Source organism: Nostoc sp. DedQUE02, assembly GCF_034531035.1.
Classification (GTDB): domain Bacteria; phylum Cyanobacteriota; class Cyanobacteriia; order Cyanobacteriales; family Nostocaceae; genus Nostoc.
On sequence record NZ_JAVRBY020000037.1, the window covers coordinates 40052 to 55352 of the forward strand.

Below are 15301 nucleotides of genomic sequence, written 5' to 3' on the forward strand. Positions count from 1 at the left end.
CGGTTGGAAATAAGGAATTAACAACATGGCTCAAGACGCAATTACCGCTGTCATTAACTCCGCAGACGTTCAAGGTAAATACCTAGACTCTTCTGCTTTAGAGAAGCTAAAAGGCTACTTCTCTACTGGCGAACTACGGGTACGTGCTGCTAGCACCATTAGTGCTAACGCTGCTGCGATCGTCAAAGAAGCTGTAGCAAAATCTTTGCTGTACTCTGACATCACCCGTCCCGGCGGCAACATGTATACCACTCGCCGCTATGCTGCTTGCATCCGTGATTTGGACTACTACCTCCGCTATGCCACCTATGCTATGTTAGCTGGCGATCCTTCCATTTTGGATGAGCGTGTATTAAATGGCTTGAAGGAAACCTACAACTCTTTAGGAGTTCCCGTTGGTGCTACCGTGCAAGCTATTCAAGCAATCAAGGAAGTAACCGCTAGCTTGGTTGGTTCTGATGCTGGTAAGGAAATGGGTGTTTACTTAGACTATATCTCCTCTGGCTTAAGCTAAGAACTAGTTTGCGCTTAAGAATTTAGGTGCGGCTTTATTAAGGTCTGGAAATCAGCCGTGAGTGCTAGAACGTTATATTGCTTATCTTGGTAAATTATCAGTGATGAGTGTTGGTGGTCTAGTATTGATGTTTGATTTCCAGCCTTTGAATGATTAAAAGATTTGCACTCAAAATTTTGAGATAAAAAAGTTTTCACAAAATATACAGGAGATTTTCAAAATATGTCCCGTTTGTTTAAAATTACTGCTCTAGTTCCCAGCCAAACCCGAATTCGTACCCAACGCGAACTGCAAAATACTTACTTCACTAAGCTAGTTCCTTATGAGAACTGGTTCCGGGAACAGCAACGTATTCAAAAAGCAGGCGGCAAAATCATCAAAGTGGAATTGGCAACTGGTAAGCAAGGTGCTAATACAGGCTTGTCTTAATTTTGTAAATAGAATATTATTTTAGGGAATTGATAAGAGGTCGAGAAAGACCTCTTTTTTATGGTTAGGATTTTTGCAAATCAAGAATCAAACATATTTAAAAGGCGATACCCGCGAGTATATAGCGGAACTGGAGCGCCAGAATTCTGTTTTTTTCTCGCCTGCTCAACAGCTTCATCAAATACAATTAGCGTTTCTTTTCCAACCTTCAGCCAGTCTTCATAGGGCACGCTCATATCAATACTGCTCGGTTAAGCATTTTCAACTCGGCATTGGGTTTGGGGAAAAGGTTAAAGGGTAAAGGTTAAAGGTTAAAGGTTTTTTCTTTCCCCTTCCCCCCGCCCCTTATCCCCAGAGGGGGCCCCACCTTCCCCTTTTCCCCTTAACCGACAAGTATTGACGCTCATATCTTCTTCAACACCACCAATACTAGGTGCTACCATTGCTTGATAAGCTTCATTGAATTTTCTGCGGAACCGGAAATCTACCGAAATTCTTAGACCTTCAGTTTTTCTTCTCACCGTTTGATGCAATCCACGGGCATCATTAAAGTACATTGTGCCGTGTTGTAGTTGTGCTTCTGTATAGGAGACAACCATTGGAATATCCCGACCTTCATCGAAGTCTGACATCACCTGCATAGCTTGTAGTTCAATTTCGCGGGGCATTTTACCCGCTTCGATGGTTATATTATCGATATCGCTAAATAGGGGCAGAACCACTACAGTTGCATCAGCTGCAACACCCGCCCAGACATCGCTATGGCACTTTGAGCTAGCGAAGGGCAAACCCAACTTCTTGGCGTCAGTCTTGCCATAAACCATACGGAGATTTACTGGTAAATCCACTGCATCAATCAGGTCATTTGCTCCTAGTTGGTAGAAAGCCTCTGCGACGCTTTTTTGAAAAAGGTTAAATGCGAGAGTGTGTTCTCTCTTTGTCTTGTGCCTACGGAATTTCTCTCGCCTTGATGAAGCAGAGAAGAAAAGAGTTGATATTCACCAGGTACTGGATAGTACTTTGCTGATTTTACAGAGTCGCTTCAAAGATAGTATTGATCGTCCTGGAATCAAAGTAGTGAAAAATTATGGAGATTTACCTTTAGTAGATTGCTACCCTGGTCAACTCAATCAAGTATTCATGAATATTATCAGTAATGCAATCGATGCGCTCGATAACTATGATAGTAAACGCGCGATCGCAGAAATTCATGCTAATCCTAATAAAATTACAATTACTACGGTCAAAATTGCAACTCGCATATCCCCGACAACTTTTACGAAGTCGGGGATTTACGGGTTTGATTCAGTAGCCCTATGTCCCAGTGATAAATTCTCAATATTTAATTGAGTATAAAATAGTACTTTTTTGTAGGTAGCGATGCTTTTTGTACGAGAGGCTTTGCCAACAGCAGGTATAGCTAACGCAATTTGTCATAAATATTGACTAGTGGCGTATTTAAGTTGACAACTCTAAGATTTATGGTTGTAAAGCTTACTTATAAGTTATAAGTTATGATTTATGAGTTTTATTTCTAACTCCTAATTCCTAACTTTTTACCTGTACTGCTCGTGAATCTACGCCGCCTAATTCCAATTTTTGATAGTTCAGTCTCCAACTGGGCATTAGAAGCACGGTTGTTGCGCTGGTTAACTTTGATTTGGCTGTTCGCAGGCTTGATCATGCTATTTTCAGCATCATATCCTGTCGCTGATGCCCGTCAGAATGATGGGTTGTACTACTTTAAGCGTCAACTGCTTTGGGTCTTAGTTTCCTTAATCGGATTCAATATTATTGTTAATTCGCCGTTACAGAAAATTTTGGGACTATCCCATTGGTTTTTGTTGCTGTTTTTGGGGTTAATTTTTGTCACACTGATCCCAGGATTGGGAAGAAAAGCTTTTGATGCAGCGCGTTGGATTGCGATCGGGCCAATTCCGATTCAACCTTCAGAACTAATTAAACCCTTTTTGGTGCTGCAAAGTGCGCGGCTTTTTGGTCAGTGGGAACGAATCAGTTGGCGGGTTCGCTTAACTTGGTTGGGTATTTTTGGTCTGGTACTTTTAGGAATTCTTGCCCAACCTAACTTAAGTACAACAGCACTTTGTGGTATGACTATTTGGCTAATTGCTTTAGCTGCTGGCTTACCTTATAAGTATCTGGGAGGAACAGCAATTGGTGGAGTGATGTTGGCAGTACTCAGTATTAGCATTAAAGAGTACCAGCGTAAGCGGGTGATGTCATTCCTTAATCCGTGGGCAGACGCTACAGGAGATGGCTACCAGTTGGTGCAAAGTCTACTAGCTGTGGGTTCTGGGAAAACTTGGGGAGCTGGATATGGGCTTTCTCAACAAAAGCTGTTTTATCTACCAATTCAAGATACCGATTTTATTTTTGCGGTGTTCGCTGAAGAGTTTGGCTTTGTTGGCAGTATAGTGTTGTTGCTGCTTTTAGCTACATTCGCTACTCTCGGATTAGTTGTAGCACTGAAGGCTAAAAATATAGTACATCGATTAGTAGCGATCGGTGTGACAACTGTGATGGTAGGACAATCATTGCTCCACATCGGTGTTGCTACAGGTTCTCTACCGACTACGGGCTTACCTTTGCCCATGTTTAGTTATGGTGGTAATTCCATGATTGCCAGCTTAATAGCTGCTGGGTTGCTGATTCGGGTAGCACGCGAGAGTAGCGAAGCTGAGGTAGTACCGTTGCGAAAACCTCTGCTTGAAAATGGGCGCAGACGCCGAGCTTTTCATAAAAATAGAAATTGAGCTAGCAAAAGCCACGACAGACAAAGTTTTACGCTCTTTGCAGGAATTGAATAGATTATGAAAGATTTAAAACAAACAATAATCAGTTACTCCAGCACAGACCTAGAACAGCGCAAACATTGGTATTCTCCAGCCGCGCAAGCTTACAATCAGGCAAGACCACGCTATCCTCAAGATTTAATTCAGCAAGTTGTAGAACTTACTCAACTCTCCACTGACTCAAAAATTCTGGAAGTGGGATGTGGCCCTGGAACTGCAACAGTAGCGATCGCTCAATTGGGTTGCTCTATAATCTGCTTAGAACCCAATCCAGATTTTTTCCAGTTAGCTCAACAGAATTGTCAACCGTATTCCAATGTAGAGATTGAGAACACATCCTTTGAAGAGTGGGAACTCAAGCCACTTGAATTTAATGCTGTTTTAGCAGCGAGTTCTTTTCATTGGATATCACCAGAAGTTGGATATCCAAAAGCTGCAAATGCCCTAAAAGAGAATGGCTACCTAATTTTATTATGGAATAAGGAACTTCAACCCAGCTACGAAGTGTACCAAAGTTTGTCGCAAGTCTATCAACTACATACTCCATCTCTTGACCGATATGAAAACCAAGAAACTCAAGAATATATCTTGAGACAATTAGGAAATATGGCCATTGATTCGGGAAAATTCAAAGGCTTGATCTCAGGACAAGTTATCTCAGAAGTAACCTACACTGTCGATGAATATTTAACACTTTTGAACACTTATTCGCCATATCTAAAATTAGCTCCAGAAAATAAAGAGTTTTTATTTTTGGGATTGAGGCGTTGTATAGAAGATGATTTTGGCGGTAGTCTGCAACTTTCATATATCTCTGCTTTTCACATCACCCAAAAAGTTACCTCTGAGGTAAGGGAGTTTTAAATGGGCTACTGTTGGATGGAAGACTAGGTGCAAGTGGGTTAATGCTAGGTATAGGAATAGGCTCTACTTTTTTAAGGACTGTGATTGCAAATCCTCTTTGCTGCGATTGTTGCTTACCAGATATATCATTAACTTGCAATGCGATTTGAGGTGGAAAGGCTTGATTGACTGGAAGCTTCATTGAGCCGACTGCTGGAATATCATTGCCGTATGGTAGAAGTTTAACCTGAATGTTTTCTCCTTCTACTCTCCAACTCAGAGTAGCAGATGTCCCTTCGTTCAGAACCAAATTTGGTTGCTCACTACCGTTGATTTTGAAAGAGACAATCTTAAATGGTTTTGGTAATATTTGAATTTTTGATTCAGCTTTTCTAGAACTAATTTTGTCGCTTCCATTGTTGGGAAAAGCTTTGATTTCAAAAGCGAAGTTTCCCACTTTATTTGCTGCTAAAGGAACATTTTTACATCGCAGTTGTTGATTTTCTTGAGTACATAGCTTTTTAAATTTAGGGTCTGTAATATTGCCTTGATTAAATTTATAAGTAACTGGCTCACTATAGGATGTTCCATCATCTGCATTACCAATAACCTGAAGTTGTGACAGCAATAATGGACGTGCAATTGTCCAACTAAAAAGAATATTTTCACCTTTTGTATACTGTGGCTTATCTAACTGAAAACCAACTACTGATGCAATTTGTTTTTCAGTAATTTCTACCTGCGTAGTTTGCGTTGCTACTTGGTTATTTCGAGAAAATATTTGTATCCCATTACGATAAAAAGCTTGTAATTCAAAAGTGTAATTACCTTTTGTTTTTACTCCAGTTTTTACGTTGCTACAAATTAACTGTTGTTTATCTTGTACCTGACAAGGAGGGATTTCATTAGCACTTCCTTTATCCAGTGTTTCAGGAATGCCATTGCTAAAATCATAAGTAATAGGCTGAATAGGTTGGGAACCTTTAGCTGTTAGAACTAACTTTTGTAACTGTTTATAGTGGTAAATTTCCCAGTTTAAAGCGACCTCATCACCTTCAGTGATTTTAGAGTCATTTGCACTAAAATTTTCTAATCTCAAAGGAGCGGGATTTAAAATTCTCCAAATGATAAATCCTATCCCTCCCAATAACCCCAAAGCTATCAAAATTAACAAAATAAATTGCCACCAAGGACGGGGTTTCCATACCAAAGTTCCTTGAGGTAATGTATTAGGTAAAGGTAAATCTTGTTGGTCTTTGATATCGAGTTGAAAGTTGATTACTAACCCTGCACCAAACCACGGCTGTCGCCACCAAGGTTTGGGTTTGACCGTCAAATTCGTCACAACACTTCTATTAGGTAATAATCTTACTTCAGTAGGATCAAATTTATAAGTATATAGTTCTTCTTCGTCTCGACTTTTTAAGTTTAATATCAGTTCGCGGACAATATTGCCCCGGTTCGCTAGTGATAATTCGTATTTGCCAAGACTACGGCTAACTTGTCCCAAGATGGTATTAAGTTCTATATCTAGGCGATAATTTGTCGGAATTTGGACATACACCAAATCCAGCAGTACTAAGTCTGGAGAGTTTTCCGAATACAAGCGGATTGTCGGAGAATAACTTCCTGCCAGAGTATCCCCAGGTGGGTGAAATTTCAATAATATTTGACCTTGAGTACCAGGGTTGAGTTCTAGTGCAGTCACTTCAGACACTAACCCTGGCCCCTCAAATCCAGTTGCGGGATAATTAATTGTAAACCAGTCATCGTCTAAATCTGGGCAACTCAAGCGGAACCTATCTACAAGATAAGAGCGATTGTCTACTATTACCTCTACTTGCAGAGGCTCACTAGAATTGAAAATTAATGGTTTGTTGGGGTTGGTGTTAGGTCTAAGGGAAAATGTCGGGTCGTTCACCCGAATTGCAGTCTGTTCTTTTAGCAGAACCTTAATTTGATTTGGGTAGGTTATGGGAGTGTCTTGGGGATAATGTAGAGGGGAATCTACGACTAGTGTATAGTCATAGGTTCCGGGGAGAGCATTTGCGGCAATTGGAAACTCAAATTTTACTTCATCACTATTTTGTCCTGGAGCTAATGCTAAACTTTCTCTAGGAGAACTAGACCAAGCGGTTAAATTTTGAAATACTTCGTCAAAAACAAAATATAAGTCAATAACCGCACTTTGATCTCCCTGATTGATCACAACAATATAGAGTTCAATGGTATCTCCTGGCATCCCAAATTGAATTCCAGGTGGGTTGATAATAACTTGCAGTGGATTGAATTTAGCTTGCATGTCATTGATTCCCTTATTTGATGCGGTGTAATTTGACCTGAAAATCTTCACCACCACTCACAATCATGGTTCCTTGATTGGTTTTCAAGTCGATACTATTGATTTTTTTAGAGCTTTGGTAAATTGTTTTACCTTCTGCTGCTTTTGCTTTGTCGAGTTTATGTTCGGGGGTTAAGTCCCAAACCACTACTCGTCCATCATCGCCACCACTTACTAAGAGACTACCATCATCACTAAATGCCAGACTACGCACAGATGTTTTTGATGCTGACCATCGGTCTAAGGGCGTACAATTGAGTTGATTTACTTTTTCGAGGGGATTTGAATTTTTGATAGTTTGGCACTGATTCAAATTCCAAATCGTAATGAAGCCCGCAGAATCAGAAGTTGCCAGGATTTTTCCTGTTGAGTCAGGAACAAAAGCCAATCCCCAAATATAGTCTTCACGCCCAACTAATGGGTCTAGTTTTTCTAGATTTTGCACTGATAAACCTGGAAATTGTTTATCAGATTGATTTGGATTCCACTGCCACAAGATGAAACGCTTAAAGTTTCCGCCAATTACTAGAGTTTTTGCATCTGGACTGAGATTTAATGCCCGGACTTGAAAACCTGATAGTTTCAATGTACTTTGTACGTCAATAACTTGCGGTTCTGGGAGAAAATCGCTGTTAGGCGCTGATCTTGACCATAGTCTCACTTTACCACTGCCATAGCCACTAAATAAGTTAAGTGAGTTTGAGGTAAACGCTAGGTCAAAAACGCGATCGCCTTTTGCTTTAGGATCTTTAAGGTCTTGAAGTTCGCTGATTTTTGCACCTGATGGTACATCTCTGAGTTCAATCACACCATTATCTAGACCAACAGCAACACGATTATTTTGTAATGGCATGAAGCGTAAGACTTCTACAGCATCATCGGTAATCGCCATCAAACCCTTGGGCTGTTGCGGTTGATCACAAGCAAGGGGCTGCCCAGCGTATGTTACTGTATCATCAGGGTCTAACCTATCAGCACCAATTCTCCAAAGCCTTAAGGTGCAATCATCTGAGCCACTGACGACAGATAAACCAATGCCACTAAAACGTACTGAGTTTACAGAACGAGTATGCATTACATTTCTTGGTTGCAATATTAATGCGAGGAGTGCGGCTAAAAGTGCGATCGCAGCCAATTGTAGCCATAAAGGTATAATTGGCAGAGTCTTCACTTCTAATGTCTGCGTGGCTGGGTCTGTACTCCCTAAACGTTGGTCGGATAATTCAGATTTGGCTTCTAATAATAGAGTTTTGCCGATTCCTACCCAAGGACGTTTTGTTTTTACATCGAGGATGACTTTACTTGTCTCTCCTAGATGGGGATTGGCGGTTTCAGGAAGCTTTTTAAAAGTACATTTTCGCCAGTCTCTACCCTGCATTTGTACATTAATTTGCTGGTTAAGGTTGCTAGCATTTTTAAATAGTAATTCAAAGGAAGCTGTATCAGATTTCCAGTCAGGCAACCATGCCGATTTACTCGGAATTTTCAGGTGTTTTTGGGTGGTGGTAAAGTCTATAAAACCCACAGGTAAAACTTCAATGTTGCCTTCAGCATTAGTTGGATAACCATTATTGCTAACAGCTTCAATAGTAAAAGGGTAATTTTGACTGGGCGCTTGGACTACAGAAGGAGGTTGGCATTGGAATGTAGCTTCTGCTAGACCACCTGGATCTAAGGATAATCGGCGTTCTGCACTGCCTACTAGCCAAGATGGATTAACGCCTGTAAAACGTAGTACCACATCTGTCGGTTGTTGCCCCAAATTCCGCACCCGCACTGGTATATCTACAGAATTGCGGGGATAAACTTGGAACTCTCGCACAGGCAATTCTACACTTAAATGTGTTGGTCTGTTGTCTCGCTCAATTTTCAGGCGTAGCACAAGTCTGCACTGTTGTGCTAATTGCGGTGAAAAAATATTGACCATCAGGTTGACAGTGCCAACAAATCCCGGAATGGGTGTATTGAATACAAAAACTTGGAAGATGGTACTACTACCGGGTGGCTTGGCTGCTGCTACCTCTGGTTCGAGTCTATACCAGCGATATCCTGTATTTCGGGTTTCTCCTGCCGCAGTAATTTCTATCTGAAAATTGACAAAGCGATCGCTGTCATTATTGACACTTACCTCAAATGATACAGGAGTATCACCTGGACGAAAGGTTAAGTTCTGGGTAGAAAGGCTGGCATTTATAACACTTTTTTCCATACTATTACTTATAATATTTTTCTATATTCTGTATGATTGGTACTATTAAAAAATTAATGTCTGCGAAAATGTGATAAGAATTCTTTTGGTTTGATTATTAAAATGTATATATAGGGCAATACGGTTCGTTAAGCATTTTTCTCTTTCCCTGCTTTCCCTACCTATCTCAATAAAGAATTTAGAGAGGTAGCAGTGCTACCTCTCTACAAGAGTTCTGGATAATACATAACCCGCATTTCTCACAAGCTTGAGGGGCGGAGGGGCAGAGGGGCAGAGGGGCGAAGGGGCAAGAGGGGCAAAGGGGAAAGAACAAAGCACATTGAACTCTCCTCTGCTCCCCTGCTCCCCTGCTCCCCTGCTCAAGCGCAGGCTTATTCAAGATATGGTGAGAAATCCGGGATAACACCTCTTCCAAAAGTTCCCTAACACCCCACCCCCAGCTCCTCCTCGCGTGCGGGGAGGGGGGACTTTGAGGTAAGTCAAAAGCGGGATAGGGTTCTTTTTTTGATTTATGCAGGAAGTCTCATATTTAATTTTTGAAGGATATGACCTCTCAGCAACACCTTAACTCAGACTAAAATCGCTGCCCAATTCCTAAATGCACCTTGCTTTCTCCTTGGTCATTAATACCATAGTCAGCCCGAATTAAGCCTAGTGGCGAATTTAATCGGACTCCCGCCCCATAACCAAAACCATAGCCTGGTTTGCCTCGTACACCGGCCGGATCTCCTAATACAGTATCACCAGAGCCTAAGTCTGAGGCGAAGTCGGCAAATAATACACCGCCGACGATTGGTAAGACTGGGAAACGATATTCTGCGGAAGCTAACACATAACTGCGCCCACTTCCTACATCTCCAGAATCGTAACCGCGCACTGAGTTGGAACCACCCAAATTAAAGCTTTCGTAAGGCGGTAAATTCCCAATGACAGTACCAGCTTGCAAATTCACTGCAAATACCTGTGGTTGTTTGGTATTAAATAACTGCACTGGTAAATATTGGCTGTAATTGGCTTTCAGGCGATTCAGGGAAATATTACCTTGACCGATGGGCACAGATTGTTCTGTACTCAAACTCAAAACGGAACCTTGAGTTGGATTGAGGGGATTATCTCGTTGGTCTTTGGTGGCGGTGAAGGAGACGGTAGTTAGGTCATCAATACCAGTTCCACTCGCAGAGAGGGGATTGCCCTGAACGTCGGTAGGAGTAATATTACCTTGGCGATCGCGAATACTGGTTCGGGTATAGTTTAATCCTAATGAGGTATTCCAGTCATCAATTGGTCGCTGTAAACTTACACTGCCACCAATTTGACCTTCCCGTACTGTGTCACCGTTGGCTAGCTTGATATTATCGTCAAAGGTTTCTGAAAGTTCCCGACGACGAAAACCATTTACAGTGTAGCCCAAGCGATCGGGGTTAGTTGTCCGATAAGGACTGATTAATTTGCTATCAAACTGCAAGTCTCGGCTACTTACACCAACATTCAGAGCTAAAATATCATTAACACCGCCGACATTTTGATCTTGATAGCTGATTGTACCTACCAAACCCTGATCGGCATTGTAACTACCACCCAAGTTAACACCACGCGCCCCAGTTTCTTTGAGTTGGTAGACTAAATCAAGTTTTGTTGCATCTCCTTCTAAGGCAACATTCACAGTCTCAAATAAACCAGTCCGATATAGCTGTTGTATGTCTTGTTTAACGACATTTTCTTGGAAGATTTGACCAGGTTTTAACTTGAGTTGCTGTTGTAAAAAATCTGGTTTGGTACGTCCTCCAACGGGATTACCTTTGCTATCAACGGTTTTACCTTCATCGTTGACAAAGCGAAATTTGATGTCACTCACCAAACCTTCAGCAACATTTACAGTAAGGATGCCTTGAGGATTGGGTTTAATTGATAGCACCCGCGCCAAGTTATAACCATTGTCGGCGTACCATTTGTTAATTTGTGCTACTGCTTGCTGGAGTCCACTGGGACTGATGGTGGTTCCAATTTGAGATTGCAAGCGTTGTTGAGCTATTTGATAAGTAAGAACTTTAGCACCAGATAATTGCAGTGATCGCACAATCACCGGCTGCACTTGATAAACTACATTCAATCCAGTCTGTGTGCTAAAGCTATTTACACTGACATTTCTAAATAAACCTGTATCCAAAATTGCAGCAACATCTTTTTGTAGCTGGCTTTGACTGGTTTCTCCACCCGCCTGAGTTTTAATTACTTGGCGAATGATTTGCTGCAATTCTTGATTGGCTCCCACTACCTGTACATCTGTAGCTGTGACTACTAAATCGCTTTCAGTATTAGGAGTTTTGGGAGATGGTGAGAGGATGGAAGTAGAGGGAGCAGGGGAAGCAGGGGAAATAGGGAGGATGACTTGGGAAATTAACTCTTTTGCTGGCTTTAAGACTACTGTGGAATTTTTGTTTGCACCTGTTTGTACGGCGGTGGGATTCTGAGAAAATTGTTGTGCAACTATAGTTTCTGGGGAAGCAATTGTCTCTACCCGTGCGGGAGTATCTTCAATTATTGGCACCACCAAGTTACCAGCTTTTGCAATTGGAGTAACGCTTTTAGCAGGTGCAGCCGTTGCTTGCTGAGTTATATTGGCAGCAGTTAAGGTAGCTAAAGTAAAAATTGCACTAGCAGAAACTCGCATAATATTTAACCTAATTAACTGGGAGTTATATCAATTTTGGATTTTAGACTTCGACTTCGCTCAGTCGAACGATTTTTGATTAAAAGTGATGACCAAAAGGCTGTTCGGTAGAATTTCAAACAATAATACCTATCCAAAATTGGTGTTAGTTGTAGGGAAGTAAAGAAATAGGGATAATACTAACTTCCAGCTTCTTCGCCGATTTTCCTATTTATACCTCTTACCCAAATAGACAGTTAATTTTGAGCTTTTGTTTCTTATGAATAAAATATCTCGCTTATCTCAAGCCTCTAACTCCCAATCTGCAACTTCTCCTTTACGGTTACTTGTATTAAGTAATGGTCATGGAGAAGATATGATTGCAGTTCGGATTTTGCATGAACTCCAACGACAATCAAACCCACCAGAAATCTTTGCTTTACCTCTGGTGGGTGAAGGACGTGCTTATGAACAGTTGGATATCCCCTTTATAGGTTCAGTTCTGAATATGCCTTCTGGCGGCTTTATTTATATGGATGGCCGCCAATTAGCACGGGATGTACGCGGTGGTTTATTGAAACTTACCCTCAGCCAAATTAAAGCTATCCGCCGTTGGGTGAGTTCTCAAAAAAAATTAGGTCATAGAAGAGCAATTTTAGCCGTGGGAGATATTGTGCCGTTGTTGTTTGCAACTTTTAGTGGCGCTAATTATGCTTTTGTAGGTACGGCAAAATCTGAATATTATGTGCGCGATGAAGCTGGATTATTACCACGTAAATCCAAAGATGCACGTTGGGAAAACTTTTCCGGTTCAGTTTACCATCCTTGGGAACGTTGGTTAATGAGCCGTCGCCGTTGTAAGGCAGTATTTCCTAGAGATGCGCTGACAACGGAAATATTAAAACAATGGCCAATTCCAGCTTTTAATTTGGGTAATCCGATGATGGATGGTCTGCAACCGACCTTTTCACGCCAACAATTTTATAGTCAGGATAGCGAACAACAAGAGATTGTTCGGCCTTTTGTAGTGACTCTTCTTCCTGGTTCCCGTCCGCCAGAGGCATATAACAACTGGGAAACAATTATGATTGCCGTATCTGCATTGATGGCAAGTTTTCAGGAGCGAAATTCGGTGTTTTACACTTCTGGCACAGTGATATTTTTAGGTGCGATCGCTCCAGGTTTAGACTTTAATATTTTATCCCAAAGTGTGCAATCTCAAGGCTGGCGCACTGAATCAGCATCTCCTATCAAAATTGCTGATCCAAATGTCTTGACATTTAAGCAAAGAAATGCATATCTACTGTTAACACAATATGCTTATAATGATTGCTTGCATTTGGGAGATTTTGCGATCGCAATGGCAGGTACAGCCACAGAACAGTTTATTGGTTTGGGCAAACCTGCGATCGCGATTCCCGGTAATGGGCCGCAATATAACCTTACCTTTGCTGAAGCTCAAAGTCGTCTTTTAGGCTCATCTTTGATTTTAGTCGAGCAGCCAACAGAAGTAGCGAAGGTTGTACAGTCCCTATTCAAAGATCCTGATATTTTGCAAATTATTGCCGAAAACGGTTTCCGACGCATGGGTAAACCAGGAGCCGCACAACGCATTGCGGAATGTTTACAGGAACGATTTTAAATGGGTATTGGGCATAGGGAATTAGTCAATAATTAATAGTTCACCTTCCCCTACTCCCCCTGCTCCCCCTGCTCCCCCTACTTCCCCTGCTTCCCCTACCCCTCACGCCACCAACCCAGAACGTAAAGCCCTCACAGCAGCTTGGGTACGATCATCAGCACATAGTTTATTTAGAATATTGCGAACATGAGTTTTTACAGTACCAACTGTAATGTAAAGTTTCTCGGCAATTTGCCCATTGCTACATCCAGCTACAATCAACTCTAAGATTTCCAATTCCCGTTGAGTTAGGGGATATGTTTCTAAAACTTGCTCGTATTCTGAAGCTAGCGCTTCAATTTTTACAGTTTTCGGCTTGTCAGAACCTTGGCTTTCTCCAGGAATACCTTGGCGCATCTTCCGCAATACCACGTTGGCAATTGCCGGATCAATCCAAGAGTTACCGCCGTGAGTTGCTTGGATCGCTTCAGTTAATTTACTGATGCTAGTTTCTTTCATATAATAAGAATCAGCGCCAGCCGCGAAGGCTGCAAGTACAGCATCCTCTGTATGATCCATTGTCAAGATGAGAATCTTCGTACTTGATTGCCCATTTTCAGCTTGGTAGCGTTTGAATTTACGAGTAAGTTCGATGCCATCCATGTCAGGCAAGCCGATATCCACAACTGCAACATCTGGCTTTGCAGTTTCTAAAAGTTTTAATCCTTGGGTAGCATTTGCCGCTTCGCCAATTACTTTCAATGCACTATGAGACTGTAATGCTGCTCGTAGCCCCATTCGCGTTAAGTCATGATCTTCAATTAAAATAATACTAATTTCATTCATCGCTACACTCACTCTTGCGCTGCTTGCATCTTTCAAAGTACTACCTTTATCTAACTACTATTATCTAACTACTATCTGACTATTATCTCTTATTTTCCCAAACTAAAGATAGATGATTTTTCTACCAGCCTGCATCCACCGATAGAAATAAGAAGTACGCGATTTTTTTCTAATTCGATAGAGGACAAATCTAGCTGGAGATATATGGATACTTATACAAAAAGTATGAAATATTGAGGCGAATGCCAAGTTGCTGTTCCTTGCTTACAATTCAGCTTTGAATTACCATATTCCATCGGTTAATTAGTATTATTTTGGATAAAACTTTAAAAAAGCTTACAAAAATGAAAAAATAACAACAGTTCAAAGTTGCTTTCCTCTAGCCTTCAACGAGAGTTTCGAGCGATTTTAACCAAACCTTTGGATTCATCCCATTGATAGAGCCAACAGGAATCGTTATCGAAGGTGGGTAATCAGACGGCGTTCAAATTTGCTGGAATCACCAGCAGTAAAGTAATTCGTTGCCCTTTAGAGCGAGCTTGTTCGTCTAAAATTTTCACAGGATATACAAATCTTCTGTGCAAACCTCTCCCTTTTAGGTTTTGAATTTACGGCCAACTTTCGTCAGGAATCTTTCTTAGGGATTAAGTATTGGTAATTTTGCGAACATACAGAAGTGCGATGTAACCAGGGAAATACTAACATTAGGTCTGGCGATCGCTAAGAAAATTATCGAAATTTCAAGAGGTGGGATGACTTCAGCACCAATAAGTATAGATATTACTTTCTTATATACCTTGTCTAATCAATCTAAGGGGTAAAAGTGTTCAAGCTTATGGTACAGGATAATGGTGTACAACTATCACCAATGGCTGACGACGGTGGCTTGTTGACTCATTTACAATTGTTTTAAGCTTAGTAAAGTATTTTATTTTACTTTATACTAGCTTCTGCCTGCTGTCTTCAGTTCAATAGTTTTCAATTTGTTAATTGCTAATTTTTTGAAAGCTATTAGTGACTTGCTAGAAGTTTAAT

General features: G+C 41.1%; 12 protein-coding genes. 6 read left to right on the forward strand and 6 right to left on the reverse strand.

Features of this window, described 5'->3' with window-relative positions; genetic code table 11:
- Positions 1 to 25 precede the first annotated feature (25 nt).
- Together apcB and RMX98_RS23740 are read left to right on the forward strand one after the other, a co-directional pair.
- Positions 26 to 514 carry an allophycocyanin subunit beta gene (gene apcB, locus RMX98_RS23735; protein WP_104908010.1) on the forward strand — a complete coding sequence of 163 codons (489 nt, stop codon included), beginning with the start codon at positions 26 to 28 and terminating at the stop codon, positions 512 to 514.
- Between the two features lie 222 nt (positions 515 to 736).
- Positions 737 to 943, forward strand: coding sequence for a phycobilisome linker polypeptide (locus RMX98_RS23740; RefSeq protein WP_012411143.1), 207 nt, complete (start codon positions 737 to 739; stop codon positions 941 to 943).
- Between the two features lie 80 nt (positions 944 to 1023).
- On the opposite strand, the gene RMX98_RS23745 is transcribed toward RMX98_RS23740, so the two are convergent.
- Together RMX98_RS23745 and RMX98_RS23750 are read right to left on the reverse strand one after the other, a co-directional pair.
- Positions 1024 to 1179 carry a hypothetical protein gene (locus tag RMX98_RS23745; protein WP_322679222.1) on the reverse strand — a complete coding sequence of 52 codons (156 nt, stop codon included), beginning with the start codon at positions 1177 to 1179 and terminating at the stop codon, positions 1024 to 1026.
- A gap of 75 nt (positions 1180 to 1254) precedes the next feature.
- Positions 1255 to 1791: a hypothetical protein gene (locus RMX98_RS23750; protein WP_322679221.1), complete on the reverse strand. Its 537-nt coding sequence runs from the start codon at positions 1789 to 1791 to the stop codon at positions 1255 to 1257.
- 76 nt (positions 1792 to 1867) lie between these two features.
- Here RMX98_RS23750 and RMX98_RS23755 point away from each other — a divergent pair, with 76 nt between their 5' ends.
- From RMX98_RS23755 to RMX98_RS23765, 3 genes are all read left to right on the forward strand, one after another.
- Positions 1868 to 2293 carry a hypothetical protein gene (locus RMX98_RS23755; RefSeq protein ID WP_322679220.1) on the forward strand — a complete coding sequence of 142 codons (426 nt, stop codon included), beginning with the start codon at positions 1868 to 1870 and terminating at the stop codon, positions 2291 to 2293.
- Between the two features lie 221 nt (positions 2294 to 2514).
- Positions 2515 to 3717 (forward strand): FtsW/RodA/SpoVE family cell cycle protein, encoded by a 1203-nt coding sequence (locus RMX98_RS23760; protein WP_322679219.1) that lies wholly within the window; start codon positions 2515 to 2517, stop codon positions 3715 to 3717.
- Positions 3718 to 3774: 57 nt separating this feature from the next.
- On the forward strand, positions 3775 to 4620 hold the full coding sequence (locus tag RMX98_RS23765; RefSeq protein ID WP_322679218.1) for a class I SAM-dependent methyltransferase: 846 nt from the start codon (positions 3775 to 3777) through the stop codon (positions 4618 to 4620).
- On the opposite strand, the gene RMX98_RS23770 is transcribed toward RMX98_RS23765, so the two are convergent.
- The 3 genes from RMX98_RS23770 to RMX98_RS23780 all read right to left on the reverse strand — a co-directional run bounded on the left by RMX98_RS23770 (position 4595) and on the right by RMX98_RS23780 (position 11820).
- On the reverse strand, positions 4595 to 6901 hold the full coding sequence (locus RMX98_RS23770; protein ID WP_322679217.1) for a hypothetical protein: 2307 nt from the start codon (positions 6899 to 6901) through the stop codon (positions 4595 to 4597). The genes RMX98_RS23765 and RMX98_RS23770 overlap by 26 nt on opposite strands.
- Positions 6902 to 6914: 13 nt before the next feature.
- On the reverse strand, positions 6915 to 9149 hold the full coding sequence (locus RMX98_RS23775; RefSeq protein ID WP_322679216.1) for a hypothetical protein: 2235 nt from the start codon (positions 9147 to 9149) through the stop codon (positions 6915 to 6917).
- A gap of 574 nt (positions 9150 to 9723) precedes the next feature.
- Positions 9724 to 11820 carry an outer membrane protein assembly factor gene (locus tag RMX98_RS23780; RefSeq protein WP_322679215.1) on the reverse strand — a complete coding sequence of 699 codons (2097 nt, stop codon included), beginning with the start codon at positions 11818 to 11820 and terminating at the stop codon, positions 9724 to 9726.
- A 259-nt stretch (positions 11821 to 12079) separates the two neighbouring features.
- Between RMX98_RS23780 and RMX98_RS23785 the strand changes: the two genes are divergently transcribed.
- The gene (locus RMX98_RS23785; RefSeq protein WP_322679214.1) at positions 12080 to 13441 is read left to right on the forward strand and encodes a lipid-A-disaccharide synthase-related protein; all 1362 of its coding nucleotides are present in this window, start codon (positions 12080 to 12082) and stop codon (positions 13439 to 13441) included.
- Between the two features lie 102 nt (positions 13442 to 13543).
- Here RMX98_RS23785 and RMX98_RS23790 read toward each other — a convergent pair whose 3' ends face one another.
- Positions 13544 to 14266 carry a response regulator transcription factor gene (locus RMX98_RS23790; protein WP_322679213.1) on the reverse strand — a complete coding sequence of 241 codons (723 nt, stop codon included), beginning with the start codon at positions 14264 to 14266 and terminating at the stop codon, positions 13544 to 13546.
- Positions 14267 to 15301 lie beyond the last annotated feature (1035 nt).

Coding starts and splice junctions, on each gene's coding strand:
- apcB (WP_104908010.1), top strand. CDS start 26: ATGGCTCAAGACGCAATTACCGCTGTCATTAACTCCGCAGACGTTCAA.
- RMX98_RS23740 (WP_012411143.1), top strand. CDS start 737: ATGTCCCGTTTGTTTAAAATTACTGCTCTAGTTCCCAGCCAAACCCGA.
- RMX98_RS23745 (WP_322679222.1), bottom strand. CDS start 1,179: ATGAGCGTGCCCTATGAAGACTGGCTGAAGGTTGGAAAAGAAACGCTA.
- RMX98_RS23765 (WP_322679218.1), top strand. CDS start 3,775: ATGAAAGATTTAAAACAAACAATAATCAGTTACTCCAGCACAGACCTA.
- RMX98_RS23770 (WP_322679217.1), bottom strand. CDS start 6,901: ATGCAAGCTAAATTCAATCCACTGCAAGTTATTATCAACCCACCTGGA.
- RMX98_RS23775 (WP_322679216.1), bottom strand. CDS start 9,149: ATGGAAAAAAGTGTTATAAATGCCAGCCTTTCTACCCAGAACTTAACC.
- RMX98_RS23780 (WP_322679215.1), bottom strand. CDS start 11,820: ATGCGAGTTTCTGCTAGTGCAATTTTTACTTTAGCTACCTTAACTGCT.
- RMX98_RS23785 (WP_322679214.1), top strand. CDS start 12,080: ATGAATAAAATATCTCGCTTATCTCAAGCCTCTAACTCCCAATCTGCA.
- RMX98_RS23790 (WP_322679213.1), bottom strand. CDS start 14,266: ATGAATGAAATTAGTATTATTTTAATTGAAGATCATGACTTAACGCGA.